Consider the following 16,362-nt stretch of genomic DNA (forward strand, 5'->3'; position numbering starts at 1 on the left):
GCGCGCCGCATCGGCCGCGTCCGAGACAGGACACGCAGCATGGCAACCATGACCGACATCGCCCGCGAGGCGGGCGTCTCCCTGAGCACGGTCAGCTATGCCCTCAGCGGGAAGCGCCCGATCTCCCCCGCGACCCGGGAGCGCATCCAGTCGGCCATCGACCGCCTGCAGTACCACCCGACCGCGAGCGCGCGGGCCCTGGCCTCGCAGCGCACCTCCCTGCTCGGGGTCGCCGTGCCCCAGCGCGAGGACGTCGACGCCCACGTGATCATGGAGTTCGTCAGCTCCATCCTCACCGCCTCCCACGAGCAGGACTACGACCTCCTGCTGGTCGCCGCCGAGGACCACGAGCGCACCCGCCGGGTGATGGACGAGGGCAAGGTCGACGCCCTGATCGTCATGGACCTCGTCGAGGACGACCCGCGCATCCCCTCCCTCGCGGCGCTGCCGCGGCCGGTGGTGCTCATCGGGTACCCGCAGGAGTCCGGGGGGCTGGCCTGCGTGGACTTCGACTTCCTCTCCGGGGCGATGCTCGCCGTGCGCGAGCTGCACGCCCGCGGCTCCCGCCGCATCGGCATGCTCACCTCCCCCGCCGCGACGCACCGCCCCTCCCCCACCTACGCCCGGCGCTCCCGCCTGGGATACACGATGGCCTGCACCGAGCTCGGCATCGCACCGACCATCGTCGAGGTCCCCTCCGACGCCGAGTCCCTCGGCGCCTTCGTGCGCGAGCAGCTCGTGCAGGAGCAGCGCTTCGACGCCCTCTTCGTGCACCAGGAGCCCGCCCTCGCCCACCTGGGCCGGGCCTTCGCCGCCCAGGGCGTCGCCTGCCCCGAGGACGTGCAGATCGTCGCGATCTCCCCGGAGGACGTCGCCGTGAGCGGCCCCTGGGACGTCTCGAACGTCGAGCTGCCGATCAGCTCCATCGGCCGCACCGCGCTGGCGATGCTGCTGGAGATGCTCAGCGGCCCGGCCGCCCCGCCCCACTCCCGCCTGCTCAGCCCCACCTTCACCCCGCGCGGCACCACCCGCGCCTGAGGTCCCCCGCACCGGCCGGCAGGCGGTGCGCGGCGTCGCGCGCGAGCACGAACGGCGGCCCAGGAGCCGCGAGCCAGGCGATCGCCTGGTCCGCGGACGCTGGACCGCCGTGCGTGCACGCCGGAGTCGGCGCCGGATCAGCCGAACTCGGCGACGACCTCCTTGCGCAGGGCGTCCTGGTCCTTGGCGTTGGCCATGTCGACCTCGAGGACCTGCTGGTAGCCGAGGCCGTCGGCGGTGGACTGCATCTCCGCCAGGAGGGCGTCGAACTCGGCCTGGTCCTTGGCGAAGGCCATCTTCCAGGAGCTCTCGACGATCACGGCCTTGACCTGGTTGCGGATCGTGGAGATCTCCGAGGAATCCTCCGGCGCCACGTAGCTCGCCCCGGCGCCCACGGCCAGCATGTCGTTGGCCTGCAGGTACTCCATGGTGGTCGCGTGGCCGCCCATGCGGCCGGCCCAGTCCTCGGTGAGGGGGTTCGCGGCGGTGGCCTGGTAGGTCTCCCACATCTTGTAGTTGAAGGGGAAGCCGGTCTCGGGGTCCTCGTCGTTGCCGATGACCGTGGTGACGTTCAGCCAGGAGGTGCCGTCGATGTAGCTGCCGCCGCCCCACTCCTCGGGCACGTTCCCGCCCTCGCCCAGCAGCACCTGGCGGCCGAAGTCGGTCAGCTCGGGCTTGCCGTCGGCGTTCAGCTCCCAGGTCAGGCCCTGCGGCCCGGCGGCGCCCATGGTCTGGCTGGAGTTCGCGTAGACGCCCTCGGAGGAGTACAGCCAGTCGATGAACGCGGCGCCGCGCGCCGGGTCCTCCGCGTTCGAGCCGACGCCGAAGACCTGCTTGCCGCCGTACACCGAGGCGCCGTAGGAGAAGATCTTCTGGTCGGCCAGCGGCGCGATCATGAAGCCCTTGCCCTCGGCCATGTTGGCCTCGGTGTTGAAGGCGGCCTGGCCCTGCCAGGGCCAGAACGAGAACAGCACCTGGCCGGCCTGCATCTTGGAGAACAGGGTGTCGTAGTTCTGGGTGGTCGACTCGGGGTCGAGGATGCCCAGCTGGTTGGCCTCGAAGAACCACTTCAGCACGCGCACGTACAGCGAGCCGGGGTCCAGGATCGACTGGAAGTCGGAGCCGTCGGCCTTGGCCAGGACGAAGCCGACCTCGTCGTAGCCGTAGTAGCAGCAGGGCTGCTTGGCGTTGTTCATGTAGTTGCCGTCCCAGTCCGCGAAGAGCGACAGGGCGTAGGTCCGCTTGCCGTTGGCGGCGGTGGGCTCGGCGTCCTGCATCTGCTTGAGGACGGGCAGCAGGTCCTCGAGGGTGCCGATCTCTGGGTAGCCGACCTTGCCGTAGACGTCCCAGCGCACGAAGGGGCCGAAGGTCGGGTCGATGCCCTCGCTCGGCTCGGAGGGCTTCAGGGTCGAGACCTGGGTGGGGATGGCGTAGATGCCGTCCAGGCCCTCGTTGACCTTCTGCACCGCCGCGTCGAAGCGCGCGGAGCTCTCCATGTGCTCGTACCAGGAGGAGATGTCCATGAGCAGCCCGCCCTCGACGAGCTCGGTGAGCTTCTGCCCCTGGTCGGTCAGGACGATGTCGCCCAGGTCCCCGGCGGAGACGCGGGTGTTGTACAGGGTGTCCCCGCCGCCGGCGACGTTGGGGGCGATGACGTTGAGGGTGAGGTTGAAGCGGTCGGTGACGAGCTTGCCGAACCAGCCGGGCTGCTCGCCCATCTGGTTGGCGAGGCCGTCGAAGACGTCGGCGGTGAGCGCGTCGTCCCAGGCGGTCGGGAAGGGCTCGGCGGGACCGTCGCCCGGCCCGGAGTTCGAGCCGGAGCAAGCGCTCAGGCCCAGTCCGGACAGGGTGAGGACGGCGCCTCCCGTGAGCAGGGAGCGGCGGCGGACGTCAGAGAGCATGTCTCCTCCTTGAGAGTGATCTGGTGGTGCGCGGGTCGAGCGGGACGGGGCGGGGATCAGCCCTTGACGGCGCCGAGCATGATGCCCTTGACGAAGTAGCGCTGGAACAGCGGGTAGACGAAGAGGATCGGCATCACCACGACCACGGCGACGGTGGTGCGGATCGAGGTGGCCGTCTGCTGGGTCGCCGCGGAGGCGATGGCGCCCATGTTGCCGCCGGACTGCTGCGCGGCCTGGGCGAGGGAATCGGCCTGGTTGATGTACATGTAGAGCAGGAACTGCAGGGTGTACAGGCTCTGGTCGGTGATGTAGATCAGGGTGTCCTGGAAGCTGTTCCACTGGGTCACGGCGGAGAAGATCGCGATGGTCGCGAGGATCGGCGTCATGTTGGGCAGCGCGATCCGGAAGAACACCTGGAAGATGCTCGCGCCGTCCATCTCCGCCGCCTCCTGCAGCTCCTCCGGCATCGCCTCGACGTAGGTCTTCACGAGGATGATGTTGAAGGGCTGCACGACCAGCGGGAGGATGTACACCCAGAAGCTGTTGGTCAGCCCCAGCGTCTTCATGATGATGAAGACCGGGATGAGGCCGGCGTTGAAGTACATCGTGATGATCACCAGGCGGTACCACAGGGCGCGCTTCCACAGCTTCGCCTGGGTGAACATGAATCCGAGGTAGGCCGAGGCGAGCACGGTGGCCGCGGTCCCGATCACGGTGCGGCCGATGGAGACGGCGGCGGCCGTGGGCAGGCCCTGCAGCTCGAAGACCTGGCGGTAGTTGTCCAGGTGGATCCCCTGCGGCAGCCAGCGGATGTCCCCGAGGGCGGAGACGTCGTTCGCGCTGATCGAGTTGATGATCAGGTAGTAGAACGGGTAGCCGCAGACGAACGCCAGCAGGGCGAACACGAGGGCGTTGAGGATGCTGAAGGGGACATCGCCCTTCTCGCGCTGGCGGCTGCGCCGGCGCGGGGCGAGGACGGTCTTCGGGGCGGTGGTGGAGGTCATCAGGGTTCCTCAGATGAGCGAGGTGCCGCGCACGCGCTTGGACAGGGCGTTCACCGACAGCAGCAGGACGACGGAGATGACGCTCTTGAGCATCGAGATCGCGGTCGCGAGGGACAGGTTGTTACCGGTCATGCCGATGTTGTAGACGTACAGGTCCAGGACCTGGATCGTGTCCTTGTTGAAGGCGTTCTGGAACACGTAGTACTGCTCCATCCCGTTGTTCAGGATGTTGGCGATCGCCAGCATGAGCAGGACGAAGTAGGTGGGCATCAGCTGGGGGACGGTGATGTGCCACATCGTCGAGAAGCGCCCGGCGCCGTCGACCTTCGCGGATTCGTAGAGCGACTGGTCGATGCCCGCGATCGCGGCGAGATACAGGATCGCGCCCCAGCCGAGCGTCTTCCACACGCCCCACAGCGCCATCTTCAGCCAGACGTGCTCGTCGCTGTCGAGGAACTTGAGGGGCTCGGAGATGAGGCCGATGCTCTCCAGCAGGCCGTTGACCATGCCCGTCGTCGAGAACATCGAGAACGCGATCATGTACACCAGGACCCAGGAGATGAAGTTCGGGAGGGTCGTGAGCGTCTGGATGAGGTTCTTGAACCAGGTCGCCCGGATCTCGTTGAGGAAGACCGCGAAGGCCAGCGGCAGCACCGAGGCGGCGATGCCGAGGAAGCTCATGGCCAGCGTGTTCAGCATGACCTGGACGATCTGGTCGACCTGCGTCGGCGAGCTGACGAGCATCGTGAACCACTGCAGCCCGACGAACTCGGAGCCGGACAGGCCGCGGGCGGGGCGGTAGTCGAACAGCGAGTAGATCCAGCCGTACAGCGGGAAGTAGCTGAACAGGAACACCAGCACCAGCAGCGGCACGATGCTCAGGAACAGCACGAACCCCTCGCGTCGCTGGCTGGGGAGCCGGCCCCGCCCCCGGGAGCCGTCATCGCGCCGATCCGGCGCCTTCGCGGCGGTCGCCGCCTCGGTGTTCATGGGAGCAACCACGTCGCCCAGCCTCTCGTCATCGCGCCCGTGCGGGCGCCGGGTTCCGTCTCTGCCACTGCGCACTCCGTCGTGTCGAAGCAACGGCGGCCGGGGGCTCCTCGCGGCACGCCAGTTTGTTAGCCCCGAACACTAATCAGCGGCGGGGTGCGCGTCAAGAATTTCTCCGAAGCGCTTCGACACCAGCGGGCGCGAGATCCCCGCGGACGCCGGCCGCGGCGCCGCCCGTCGGCGCAGGACCGCAGGCAGGGCGCGGTTCCGGGAGGCCAGGTCACGAAGGGGTCACGATGCTGCGGGCGCGCCGTCGCGACGCCGCCGGGTCGCCCGTCCCCGCGCAGAGGCACCCGGCGCCGGGCGGCGACGCCGGAGCGGGGTCGGGGCGCTCAGGCCCCGCCGGCGTGCCGGGAGTGCACGGGGCGCAGCAGCAGCGCCATCAGGTAGGCGCCGAAGGAGCAGCCGATGGTCACGAGGATCCAGCCGAGCACCGGCATGATCACCACCAGCGCGAGCCCGGTGACCGGGATCAGCACCAGGCCCATGGTCCGCAGCGGCTCGGCCCCGGGCAGCAGCAGGGCGTTGCGGACGGTCCGCCCGATCCCGGCGTCGAAGGCCGCCACCAGGGCGAGGCCGTGGATCAGGGCGGCGAGCAGGTATGCCGCGCCGAGCCCGGCGACGGCGGCCGCCATCAGCGACAGGGGCGAGTCCAGCATCAGCCAGAAGGCGGCGGCGAAGGCCAGCAGCAGCATCGGGATCGACAGCAGCAGGTGCACCGCGGTGGCGCGCAGCGCGTTGCGCCCGAGGGCGAGGACGAAGTCCTTGACGAGATAGCCTCGCTCCTCGTCGGCGTAGCGCAGGGTCACCTCCAGCAGCGCGCTGCCGGCGGCGCCGAGGGTGATCACCGGCAGGCAGGCCAGGAGGAACAGGAGGTTGAGCACCACGAAGGAGAGGAAGGTGGTCAGGCCCTGCACGGCCCTGCCGCCGGGGTCGATCCGCGAGCTGTTCATCGGGGAAGTCTGACACGCCCGCCCCGTCCGCAGGCCGTCGACCCCCTGGACATGTGTCGAAGCGATTCGATATGGTCTCCGCACTGCCTGCCCGGCCAGGCGCGGGCCCGGGCCCCGCATCGCCGCACCGCCCCGATCCGCGCCGCCGCCCGGAGCCGGGCCGTCCCGGGCCCGTCCGCACCGCCGTCCCGGCCCCTGCCCCCGCACCGTCCCGACCTGCATCGTCCCGACCTGCACCGTCCCGACCCGACCCGACCCGACCCGACCCGACCCGACCCGAAGAAGGATCCATGACGTCCAGCGACCTGCGTCCCGACCGCCTCGCGCGGATCCCGGCGGCCGACGCCCGCCGACTGGCCTGGGCGCGCGACGCCGTGGCCCGCATGACCCGCGAGGAGAGGATCGCCCAGCTGCACCAGTACGCCCCGGGCGTGGAGCGCCTCGGCATCGGCCCCTTCGTCACCGGCACCGAGGGCGTGCACGGCGTCGCCTGGAAGGGGAAGGCCACCCAGTTCCCCCAGCCCGTGGGGATGGCCGCGAGCTGGGACCCGGAGCTGCTGGAGCAGGCCGGCGCGACCGTCGCCCTCGAGGTCCGGGAGATGCACGCGGAGGACCCGGCCGTCTCCCTCAGCGTGTGGGCGCCCGTGGTCAACCTGCTGCGCCACCCGCTGTGGGGGCGCACCGAGGAGGCCTACACCGAGGACCCGCTCCTGAACGCGGTGCTGGCCTGCGGCTTCAGCAGCGGCCTGCGCGGTCGCGGCGAGACCTGGCAGACGCTGCCCACCCTCAAGCACTTCCTGGCGTACTCGAACGAGACCGATCGCGCCGCCACCAGCTCCGAGATGCCCGACCGCGTCCTGCACGAGATCGAGCTGCCCGGCTTCGTCGAGCCGGTGGCGCGGGGGCTGGCCGCCTCCGTGATGCTGTCCTACAACCTCGTCGACGGCCGGCCCGCGCATCTCACCGACCTGCTGGAGACGCAGCTGCGCGCGCACCTGCCCGATCCCGACCTGCTGTTCGTGGTCTCCGATGCGGGGGCGCCGGGAAACCTGTTCCGCTCCCAAAAGGTCACGGCCGATGCCGCCGCGGCCTACGCCGCCATGCTGCGCGCGGGCGTGGACTCCTTCACCGACAACGACACCGATCCGCGCGAGAGCGTCGAGGCGATCACCGCGGCGCTCGAGCAGGGGCTGATCGAGGACGCGCACGTCGAGCGGGCGCTGGTGCGACAGCTCCTCGCCCGGGCGCGCACCGGGGAGTTCGACGACCGGATCGAGCCCGGCAGCCCCGCCGATGCCTCGTCCGCCGGATCGGCCGAGGCGGGCTCCGCGGCCCCGTCCCCCGCCGTGCCCTCCCGCGCCGCGCGCCGGGAGCTCTCCCGCGAGGTCGCGGTGCGGTCGGCCGTGCTGCTGTCCCGGCGCGACGAGTCCGCGCTGCCGCTGCCGGCCGGACCCCTGGCCGTCCTCGGCGAGCAGGCCCACAGCGTCCTGCGCGACTGGTACAGCGGGGAGTTCTGCGAGGTCACCTCCATCGCGCAGGCGCTCTCGGCACGCCATGACGGGCCCGTGCGCACGGCGCGCGGACTGGACCTGGTCTCCCTGCACGTGCGCTCGACCGGCGCGCACCCCGGGGTCCCGGCCCTCGACCTCGCGCCGGAGGACGCCGCGGTGCGCCTGGCCGCGGACTCCTCGCTGCGGCTGCGGAACCCGGGGGCCGATGGTCCCGCCGCGGCCGCGGCGCCCGCGCGCTTCGCGGTGATCGACCTGGGCGAGGACGTCGTGGCGCTGCGCGAGGTCACCACCGGCCTGCTGCTGGCGCCGGACGACCGCGGCCGGCTCGCCGCGCGCGGCGAGCGCATCGGCGGCTGGATCGCCCAGGAGACCCTGCGCCGGGTGGTCGGACCGGACGGCAGCTGGCAGCTGCAGCACGTGGGCACCGGCCGCTTCCTGGGCGTGGAGCACCACACCGGGGCGCTCGTCCTGCGCACGGCCGCGCCCGCCTCCGGCGCCGTGCTCGCCGTGCAGGTGCACCGCACCGCCGCCGAGGAGGTCGACGCCGCCCTCGGCACGGGGACCGCCCAGGCGGCCCGCGCCGTGGTGCTGGTCCTCGGCAACGACCCGCACGTCCACGGCCGCGAGACCGAGGACCGCCCGCACGTGCGGCTGCCCGCCCCGGACCGTGCGGCCGCCGAGCGCCTCGCGGCCCTCCCGCCCGAGATCGCGACCGTCCTGGTGATCACCTCCTCCTACCCCTACGACCTCGAGGGCCTCGAGGAGCGGGTCGGCGCGGTGGTGTGGTCCTCCCACGCCGGGGAGGCCGAGGGCGAGGCGATCGCCGACCTGCTCACCGGCGCCCGGGACTTCTCGGGCCGCCTCGCCCAGGCCTGGCCGGACTCCTCGCCGCTGCCGCCGCTGCTGGACTACGACGTGATCCGCGCCGGCTCGACCTACCAGTACGGACAGTCGGCCCGGTTCCCCTTCGGCCACGGCCTCGCCGTGGACGCCGTGCGCTGGCACGACGCCCGCATCGACGCCGGCGAGGACGGGCTGACGGTCTCCGTCGACCTGAGCGCACCGGCCGAGCGCGCGACCGCCGGCCCGCTGCGCGAGGTGGTCCAGGTGTACGTCGATGCGCCGGCATCGGCCTTCTCCCGCCGCGAGCACGCGGTGCCCGCGACCCGCCTGGTCGGCTTCACGGCCCTCGAGGTGCCCGCCGACGGCTCCGTCACCGCGCAGGTGTCCGTCCCCTACGCCCGCCTGGCGCTGTGGGCGAGCGACCGCGACGCCTGGGAGCTGCCCGACGGGCCGGTGCGGGTGCGTGTCGCGCGCTCCTCGAGCGTGGCCGAGGCCGAGGCCGAGGTCTCCGTCCCCGCGGCGGTCCTCGCCGCGCACGCCCTGCCCGCCGAGGCCGCATCGGCCGATGAGCTGCGCATCCCCGCCCATCGGGCGGAGCGGACCTGCGGCGCCGTCCGGGCGGCCGCCTCCCTGCTCGAGGGCACCGAGATCCGGCCGCTCGGCGCCGCCCCCGGCACCGCCGCCTTCGTGCTCGCCGCGGGCACCCGGATCGACGGGCTCGAGGTCCGCGCGCTGGACGGGGAGACCCCCGCCGGCCGGGCGGAGCTCGTGGACCCCGACGCCCCCGACCCCGCATCGGCCCCCGCCCTCCCGCTGCCCCACCGCGTCCCCGCGGACGGGACGCGCCCCACCGGACGGGTGCTCGTGCGCCTGTCCGGCCCCCTCGCCCTGACCGCCCTGCGCTGCGCCGCCCCGCCGGCCGCCCAGGCCTGACCCGCGCCCCACGATCTGGAGACCCCCATGAAATTCACCGACGGCTACTGGCTGGTCCGCGACGGCGTCACGCTGCAGCGCCCCGCCGAGGTCCACGACATCGAGGTGCGCGAGGACTCCCTGCGCGTCTTCGCGCCGGTCACCCGCATCACCTCGCGCGGCGACACCCTGAACAAGCCCGTCATCACGGTCACCTTCACCGCCCCGCGGGCCGATGTGATCGCCGTGGAGATCGAGCACTTCGCGGGCGCCCGGCAGTCCCTGCCCCGCTTCGACCTCGCCGCCGAGGCCACGGCCCCCGTCATCGAGCGGGCGGGCGAGGGCGAGGGCGAGACCGTCACCTTCACCTCGGGGCGCCTGGCCGCGCGCGTGGCGCTGCACGGGCCGTGGCACGTGGACTACCTGTGGGACGGCGACGTGCTCACCAGCTCCACGGCCCGCTCCGTCGGCTACGCGCAGGTCGAGGGCGAGGGGCCCTACGTCCTCGAGCAGCTCTCCCTCGGCGTGGGCGAGAGCATCTACGGCCTCGGCGAGCGCTTCGGCGCCTTCGTGAAGAACGGCCAGAGCGTGGACATCTGGAACGCCGACGGCGGCACCAGCTCCGAGCAGGCCTACAAGAACATCCCCTTCTACCTCTCCTCCCGCGGCTACGGCGTGCTGGTCGACGATGCGGGCCCCGTCTCCTTCGAGGTGGGGTCCGAGAACGTCACCGCCACCCAGTTCTCCGTCCCCGGGGAGCGGCTGCGCTACGAGGTCTACGGCGGCGGCGCGCCGCTGGAGGTCCTGGACCGCTACACCGCCCGCTCCGGCCGGCCCCCGCAGCTGCCGGAATGGTCCTTCGGCCTGTGGCTGTCCACGTCCTTCACCACCGAGTACGACGAGGACACCGTGCTGTCCTTCGTCGACGGCATGGCCGAGCGGGGCATCCCGCTGTCGGTGTTCCACTTCGACTGCTTCTGGATGCGCGGCTTCCACTGGTCCGACTTCGTGTGGGACCCGGCGACCTTCCCGGACCCCCGCGGGCTGATCGCCAAGCTCCACGAGCGCGGGCTGAAGGTGTGCGTGTGGATCAACCCGTACATCGCCCAGCGCTCCCACCTGTTCGCCGAGGGCGCGGAGCAGGGCCACCTGGTGCGCACCGTCGACGGCGACGTCTGGCAGAGCGACCTGTGGCAGGCCGGCATGGGCCTGGTCGACTTCACCAGCAAGGAGGCCACCGCCTGGTTCACCGGCAAGCTCGAGGCCCTCCTCGACGACGGCGTGGACGCCTTCAAGACGGACTTCGGCGAGCGGATCCCCCACGAGGGCATCGTCTGGGCCGACGGCTCGGACCCGCTGCGCGAGCACAACTTCTACACCCAGCGCTACAACCAGGCCGTCTTCGAGCTGCTCGAGCGGCGCCGCGGCGAGGGGGAGGCGGTGCTGTTCGCCCGCTCCGCCACCGCCGGCGGTCAGCGGTTCCCCATCCACTGGGGCGGCGACTGCGAGTCGACCTACGAGGCGATGGCCCAGTCCCTGCGCGGCGGGCTCTCGCTGACCAGCTCCGGCTTCGGCTTCTGGAGCCATGACATCGGCGGCTTCGAGGGCACCCCCGACCCGACGGTGTTCAAGCGCTGGATCGCCTTCGGCCTGCTGTCCACCCACTCGCGCCTGCACGGGTCGAACTCGTACCGGGTGCCGTGGCTGTTCGACGAGGAGGCCGTCGAGGTCATGCGCGAGTTCACGCGGCTCAAGCAGACCCTGATGCCCTACCTGCTGGCCACCGCCGAGAACACCGCCCGCACGGGGCACCCCGCCATGCGGTCGATGGCCCTGCAGTTCCCCGAGGACCCCGCCGCCCGCACCCTGGACATGCAGTACATGCTGGGCTCGGACATCCTCGTCGCCCCCGTCCTCCAGCCCTCCGGCGAGGTCGACGTGTACCTCCCGGCCGGACGCTGGGTGCACCTGCTGGACGGCGAGGAGGTCGAGACCGCCACCGGCACCTTCCTGCGGCGCCGCTACGACGTGCACTCGCTGGGCCTGTTCGCCCGGGCGGGCTCCGAGGTCCTCGCGCAGGTGCGCGGATGAGCGCGGCGCAGGGGTCGGGGCCCGAGGTCGGTCGCCGGGCCCGGGAGCCCTACGTCCCGCCGGCGTTCCTGTTCGGCGGCGACTGGAGCCCTGAGCAGTGGGACCCGGCCACCTGGCAGGAGGACGTGGCGCTCATGCGCCGCGCCCGCGTGAACACGGTGACCCTGGGCGTGTTCTCCTGGGCGAGCCTCGAGCCGGCCGAGGGACGCTACGAGACCGCCTGGCTGGACGCGGTGATCGACCTGCTCACCGACGCCGGCATCGGCTTCTTCCTGGCCACCCCGACGGCCTCCCCGCCGCCGTGGTTCTCCCGCGCCCACCCCGATGCGCTGCCCGTGCGCCCCGACGGGGTGCGCCTGACCCACGGCTCGCGCGACACCTACGCCGTGAGCGCCCCCGCCTACCGCGCCGCGAGCCGGGCCATCGCCCGCATGCTCGGCGAGCGCTACGGCGAGCACCCCGGCCTGCGCGGATGGCACCTGCACAACGAGTACGGCACCCTGGACCACGGCCCGCACGCCGCCCGGGCGTTCCGGTCCTGGCTGCAGGAGCGGTACGGCTCGCTCGAGGCGCTGAACGCGGCATGGTGGACGGCGTTCTGGTCGCAGGGCTACAGCTCCTTCGAGGAGATCGAGCCGCCGCGCGCCACCCAGTACCTGCACAACCCGGCCCAGCTGATCGACTTCCGCCGCTTCAGCAGCGACGAGATGCTCGCGGCGCTCGTCGAGCAGCGCGAGGAGATCCGGCGGGCGGGCTCGACTGCGCCCGTGACCACGAACTTCATGCTCCCCACCTGGAACCACCTGGAGCAGTGGTCCTGGGCGGGCGAGCAGGACGTCGTGTCCCTGGACCACTACCTCGACACGACCGGGCCCGATGCGGAGGCGCACGTCGCCTACGGCTCGGACCTCGCCCGCTCGTGGTCCGGCGGTCCGTGGGTGCTCATGGAGCAGAACCCGACCGGCATCCGCGTGGGCGATCGCACCTACGCCAAGCCGGCCTCGCGGATGATCCGCAACTCCCTGGGATACATCGCCCGCGGCTCCCAGGCCTCGCTGTTCTTCCAGTGGCGGGCCTCCGCCGGCGGCTCCGAGCAGTGGCACGGGGCGCTGGTCCCCCACGCCGGCGGGGAGACCCGGGCCTTCGCCGCGGTCGAGCACCTGGGCGGGATCCTCGAGCGGATCGCCCCGGCCCTCGCCCCGCCGGCCTCCGGGCCGATGGTCCCCGCGCAGGTCGGCATCGTCTGGCACGCCGACGGCTGGTGGGCGCTGGAGACCCCGCACCTGCCCAGCGACGCGATGACGTACTCCGCGCAGCTGCGCGGGACGCACCGGTCCTTCTGGCGGGCGGGGATCGCCACCGACTTCCTCGCCCCGGGGGCCGATGCGCGCGGCTACCGGCTGCTCGTGGTCCCCACGCTGGCGCCGATGACGCCGCAGCAGGCCGCATGGCTCGAGGACTACGTCCGCGGCGGCGGGACCCTGCTGGTCGGGCCGATGACCGGGATCTCCGACGAGAACCTGCGCGTGGTCCCGGGCGGCCACCCCGGGATGCTCCGGGACCTCCTGGGCGTCCGCGGCGAGGAGGTCCTGCCGCTGGAGCCCGGGCAGATGCTCACGCTCTCGGACGGCACCGCGGTGCAGGAGTGGACGGAGCTGCTCACGGCGACCGACGCCGAGGTGCTGGCGACATACACCCATCCCGAGCTCGACGGCTCCCCCGCGATCACCGCGGCCCGCCGCGGGGACGGGCGCGCGGTGTACGTCTCGGCGGATCTGGTCCAGGAGTCGCGGGACGCCCTGCTGGCCGGCCTCGCCGCCGAGCTCGGCATCGCCCCGACGCTCCCGGGCGCCGCCGGGGCGGGCCTGGAGGCCGTGCGCCGCCGCGGCGCGGAGGCCGACCATCTGTTCCTGCTGCACCACGGCTCCGCGCCGGTGCGCGTCCAGGCGGAGGGCACCGACCTCGTCTCCGGGGAAACGGCGGCATCGGGCCTGGTCATCGCCCCGGGCGAGGTCGCCGTCGTGTCCGTGGCCCCCGGCGCCCCCGCCCGCCTGCTGCCCGACGCCTGATCCCCGGCGCCGCGCCGCGCCGGATCCCGACCGTCCGCCCCTCCCCCTCGACCCCGCCCCGGAGGACCCGCCCCATGGCCCTGTTCGACCTGCCCCTCGCCCAGCTGCGCACCTACCGTCCCGAGCTCGACGAGCCCGCCGACCTCGACGACTTCTGGGCCGGGAAGCTCTCCCGCGCCCGCGCCCATGCGCCGCTCATCCAGGTCGCGCCCGTCGAGACCGGCCTGACGCTGGTGGACACCTGGGACGTCACCTTCGCCGGGCACGACGGCGACCCGATCCGTGCCTGGTACCTGCGGCCGGCCGGCGTCCCGGGCGACCTGCCGGTGGTCGTGGAGTACATCGGCTACGGCGGCGGCCGCAGCCTCCCGCTGGAGCATCTCGCCTGGCCGGCGGCCGGCTACGGGCACCTGGTGATGGACACCCGCGGCCAGGGCTCCGGCTGGGGCTCGGGCGGCGCCACCCCGGACCCGGTGGGCTCGGGACCGGCCGCCCCGGGGTCGATGACCCGCGGCATCGACGACCCGGAGACCGCGTACCTGGGCCGTCTGATGACCGATGCGGCCCGCGCCGTGGATGCCGCCCGCGTCCTGCCCGGCGCCGACGGCCGCGTCGCGGTGACCGGCAACAGCCAGGGCGGCGGCCTCGCGCTCGTCGCCGGGTCGCTGGTGCCGGACGTCTCCGCGGTGATGGCGAACGTGCCCTTCCTGTGCCAGATCCGCCGGGCCATCGACATCACCGACTGCGACCCGTACCAGGAGATCGTCCGCTACCTCGCGGTGAACCGGGACCGCGAGGCCGCCGTCGAGCGCACCCTGGGCTACCTCGATGCGGTGCACCTGGTGCGGCGGGCCCGGGCCGATGCCCTCTTCTCGGCGGCGCTGCGGGACATGACCTGCCCGCCGTCGACGATCTTCGCCGCCCGCAACCATTACGCGGGCACCCTCCCGGAGGGCTCGCCGGAGGCGCCGTCCACGCAGATCGAGGTCTACCCCTACAACAACCACGAGGGCGGCGCGGCGGTCCAGCACGATCTCCAGATCCGCTGGCTGCGTGAGCGCCTCTGATCCCGCGCGCGCCCGCCCCTCCGGCCCCGATCCTGCGCGGAGTCCCGCGCACTGCGCGCCCGATCATTCGGAAAGTTTCTAGTCTTGCGAGCGGTACTGACCTCTTGACCTTCTCATCGGCCCCCGGTAGCTTCGGGGCATTCCGGAGCATCTATCGCAAGTTTTCGACGTGGAGAACCCGCACGCCCCGGAACCACACCACTGCGCACCCGGGAGCCGATGATGTCCCCTTCCCTCCTCGCACGCCCCAGCCGCCGCGCCTTCACCGGCATGAGCATCGCCGCGACGGGCCTGCTGGGCCTCACCGCCTGCGGCGAGGACGCCGGGCCCGATCCATCTCTCGAGGCCTCCTCCCAGGACCGCGGGGCGATGGATGACTTCGAGGCGGACCAGCAGTTCACCGCGACCGAGCCGCTGCAGCTGTCCATCCTCTGGACGGACTGGCCCGAGCAGCCCGTCCTCGACAGCTGGCAGATCTTCGATCGGATCAAGGAGCTCAGCAACGTCGAGCTGCAGCTCACCCACGTCCCGTTCAGCGACGTCGTGGAGAAGCGCAGCCTCCTGATCAGCGCCGGGGATGCCCCGGACCTGATCCCCCTGATCTACCGCGGCGACGAGACGCCGTTCGTCTCCTCCGGGGCGATCCTCCCGATGAGCGACGTCGTCGAGCACATGCCCAACTTCCGCCGGTACGTCGAGGAATGGGACCTCGGAGAGATGGTCGACGGCCTCCGCCAGGCCGATGGCAAGTACTACATGCTGCCCGGGCTGCAGGAGGTCTGGGTCCCGTCCTTCTCCCTCATCATCCGCACGGACGTCTGGGAGCAGGCCGGCGTCCCCGTCCCGCGCGCCTGGGACGAGGTCCGCGAGGGGCTGCGGGCCATCAAGGCCGCGCATCCGGAGTCCCTCCCCCTCGCCGACGGCTTCGAGGGCCAGTCGCTCATCAACTATGGCGGCTACGCCTTCGGCACCCGCGCCGGCTGGGGCTTCGGCAACGGGATGGTCGGCGGCATCGACGCCCCCTTCGAGTACGCCGCGACGACCCCCGAGTACAAGGCGATGGTCGAGTACTACCGGGGCCTGGTCGAGGAGGGACTGCTGGACCCGGAGTCGCTGAGCGCCGCGAACGACGGCTCCGGCGCCGGCGGCGTGGCCGAGAAGTTCGCCCAGGGCACGTGCTTCGCCGCCTCGGGCTCCTCCGGCACCGCGATCGAGTTCGCGCAGGCCCTGGACGCCGCCGGCGGAGACGCCTCGACCATCCGTCTGATCCCGCCGCCCGGCGGCCCGGGCGGGAGCATCATGGGGCCCCGCAACTTCTGGCATGGCTTCATGCTCAGCTCCCGCGTCGCCGAGCGCGAGGACTTCCTCGCGATCCTGCAGTTCCTGGACTGGCTGTACTACGGGCCCGCCGCCCGGGAGATGACCCGCTGGGGCGTCGAGGGCGAGACGTACGCCAAGGACGGCGACGGCAGGATCACCCTGACAGAGGGCTATTCGCTGAACGCCTTCGACCTGAACGTCGGCGCGGAGATCGATATCCAGACCGATCTGGGCTTCTCGACCTTCCTCTCCGAGGCGACCGAGTCGCGCTCCCTCAAGGAGTCCTACAACTCCGAGACCTTCCGGGAGTACGTCGAGGACGTGCTGGCGACCCTCGAGCCGATGCCGCCCTGGGCGCCCGCCCCGCTGGACGAGGGGGAGCTCGAGCGTTCTGCCCTGATGGCGACCTCGCTCAAGGATGCGGTGGACACGAACACGCTCCGCTTCATCCTGGGCGAGCGCGATATCCAGGAGTGGGACGCCTTCGTCGGCGAGCTCGAGGCCGCAGGCCTGGCCGACTACCTCGAGCTGTACCGGGGTGCGCGCGAGCGCTTCGTCCGGTCCGCGTCCTGACCCGCCCGGATCGCCCCGGTCCGCAGATCC

At 72.3% G+C, this 16,362-nt stretch carries 10 protein-coding genes; 6 read left to right on the forward strand and 4 right to left on the reverse strand.

Going from position 1 to position 16,362, the window contains the following annotated elements; all coding sequences use genetic code 11:
• The first annotated feature begins 39 nt into the window (after positions 1-39).
• Positions 40-1,038, forward strand: a complete 999-nt coding sequence (locus BF93_RS15395; RefSeq protein WP_038373868.1) for a LacI family DNA-binding transcriptional regulator — start codon at positions 40-42, stop codon at positions 1,036-1,038.
• 137 nt (positions 1,039-1,175) lie between these two features.
• Here BF93_RS15395 and BF93_RS15400 read toward each other — a convergent pair whose 3' ends face one another.
• From BF93_RS15400 to BF93_RS15415, 4 genes are all read right to left on the reverse strand, one after another.
• The gene (locus tag BF93_RS15400) at positions 1,176-2,939 is read right to left on the reverse strand and encodes a type 2 periplasmic-binding domain-containing protein (RefSeq protein WP_038373869.1); all 1,764 of its coding nucleotides are present in this window, start codon (positions 2,937-2,939) and stop codon (positions 1,176-1,178) included.
• Between the two features lie 56 nt (positions 2,940-2,995).
• Entirely contained in the window at positions 2,996-3,943 is a 948-nt protein-coding gene (locus BF93_RS15405; RefSeq protein ID WP_038373871.1) for a carbohydrate ABC transporter permease, read from the reverse strand.
• A 9-nt stretch (positions 3,944-3,952) separates the two neighbouring features.
• Entirely contained in the window at positions 3,953-4,933 is a 981-nt protein-coding gene (locus BF93_RS15410; protein WP_051487052.1) for an ABC transporter permease, read from the reverse strand.
• 392 nt (positions 4,934-5,325) lie between these two features.
• Positions 5,326-5,946 carry a DUF624 domain-containing protein gene (locus BF93_RS15415; protein WP_038373872.1) on the reverse strand — a complete coding sequence of 207 codons (621 nt, stop codon included), beginning with the start codon at positions 5,944-5,946 and terminating at the stop codon, positions 5,326-5,328.
• Between the two features lie 290 nt (positions 5,947-6,236).
• On the opposite strand from BF93_RS15415, the gene BF93_RS15420 reads away from it, so the two are divergent.
• The 5 genes from BF93_RS15420 to BF93_RS15440 all read left to right on the forward strand — a co-directional run bounded on the left by BF93_RS15420 (position 6,237) and on the right by BF93_RS15440 (position 16,332).
• Positions 6,237-9,233 (forward strand): glycoside hydrolase family 3 protein, encoded by a 2,997-nt coding sequence (locus tag BF93_RS15420; RefSeq protein WP_051487053.1) that lies wholly within the window; start codon positions 6,237-6,239, stop codon positions 9,231-9,233.
• A gap of 27 nt (positions 9,234-9,260) precedes the next feature.
• Positions 9,261-11,303 (forward strand): alpha-xylosidase, encoded by a 2,043-nt coding sequence (yicI, locus tag BF93_RS15425; RefSeq protein WP_038373873.1) that lies wholly within the window; start codon positions 9,261-9,263, stop codon positions 11,301-11,303.
• A complete protein-coding gene (locus BF93_RS15430; RefSeq protein WP_084148606.1) occupies positions 11,300-13,372 on the forward strand; it encodes a beta-galactosidase in 2,073 nt (690 codons plus the stop codon). Before yicI ends, BF93_RS15430 begins: the two co-directional genes overlap by 4 nt.
• A gap of 74 nt (positions 13,373-13,446) precedes the next feature.
• Positions 13,447-14,439, forward strand: a complete 993-nt coding sequence (locus BF93_RS15435) for an acetylxylan esterase (RefSeq protein WP_038373874.1) — start codon at positions 13,447-13,449, stop codon at positions 14,437-14,439.
• Positions 14,440-14,661: 222 nt separating this feature from the next.
• Positions 14,662-16,332, forward strand: coding sequence for an ABC transporter substrate-binding protein (locus BF93_RS15440; protein ID WP_156954168.1), 1,671 nt, complete (start codon positions 14,662-14,664; stop codon positions 16,330-16,332).
• The last annotated feature ends 30 nt before the right edge of the window (positions 16,333-16,362 follow it).

Origin of the sequence: Brachybacterium phenoliresistens (assembly GCF_000576425.1) — a bacterium.
In the GTDB taxonomy this organism is placed as follows: domain Bacteria; phylum Actinomycetota; class Actinomycetes; order Actinomycetales; family Dermabacteraceae; genus Brachybacterium; species Brachybacterium phenoliresistens.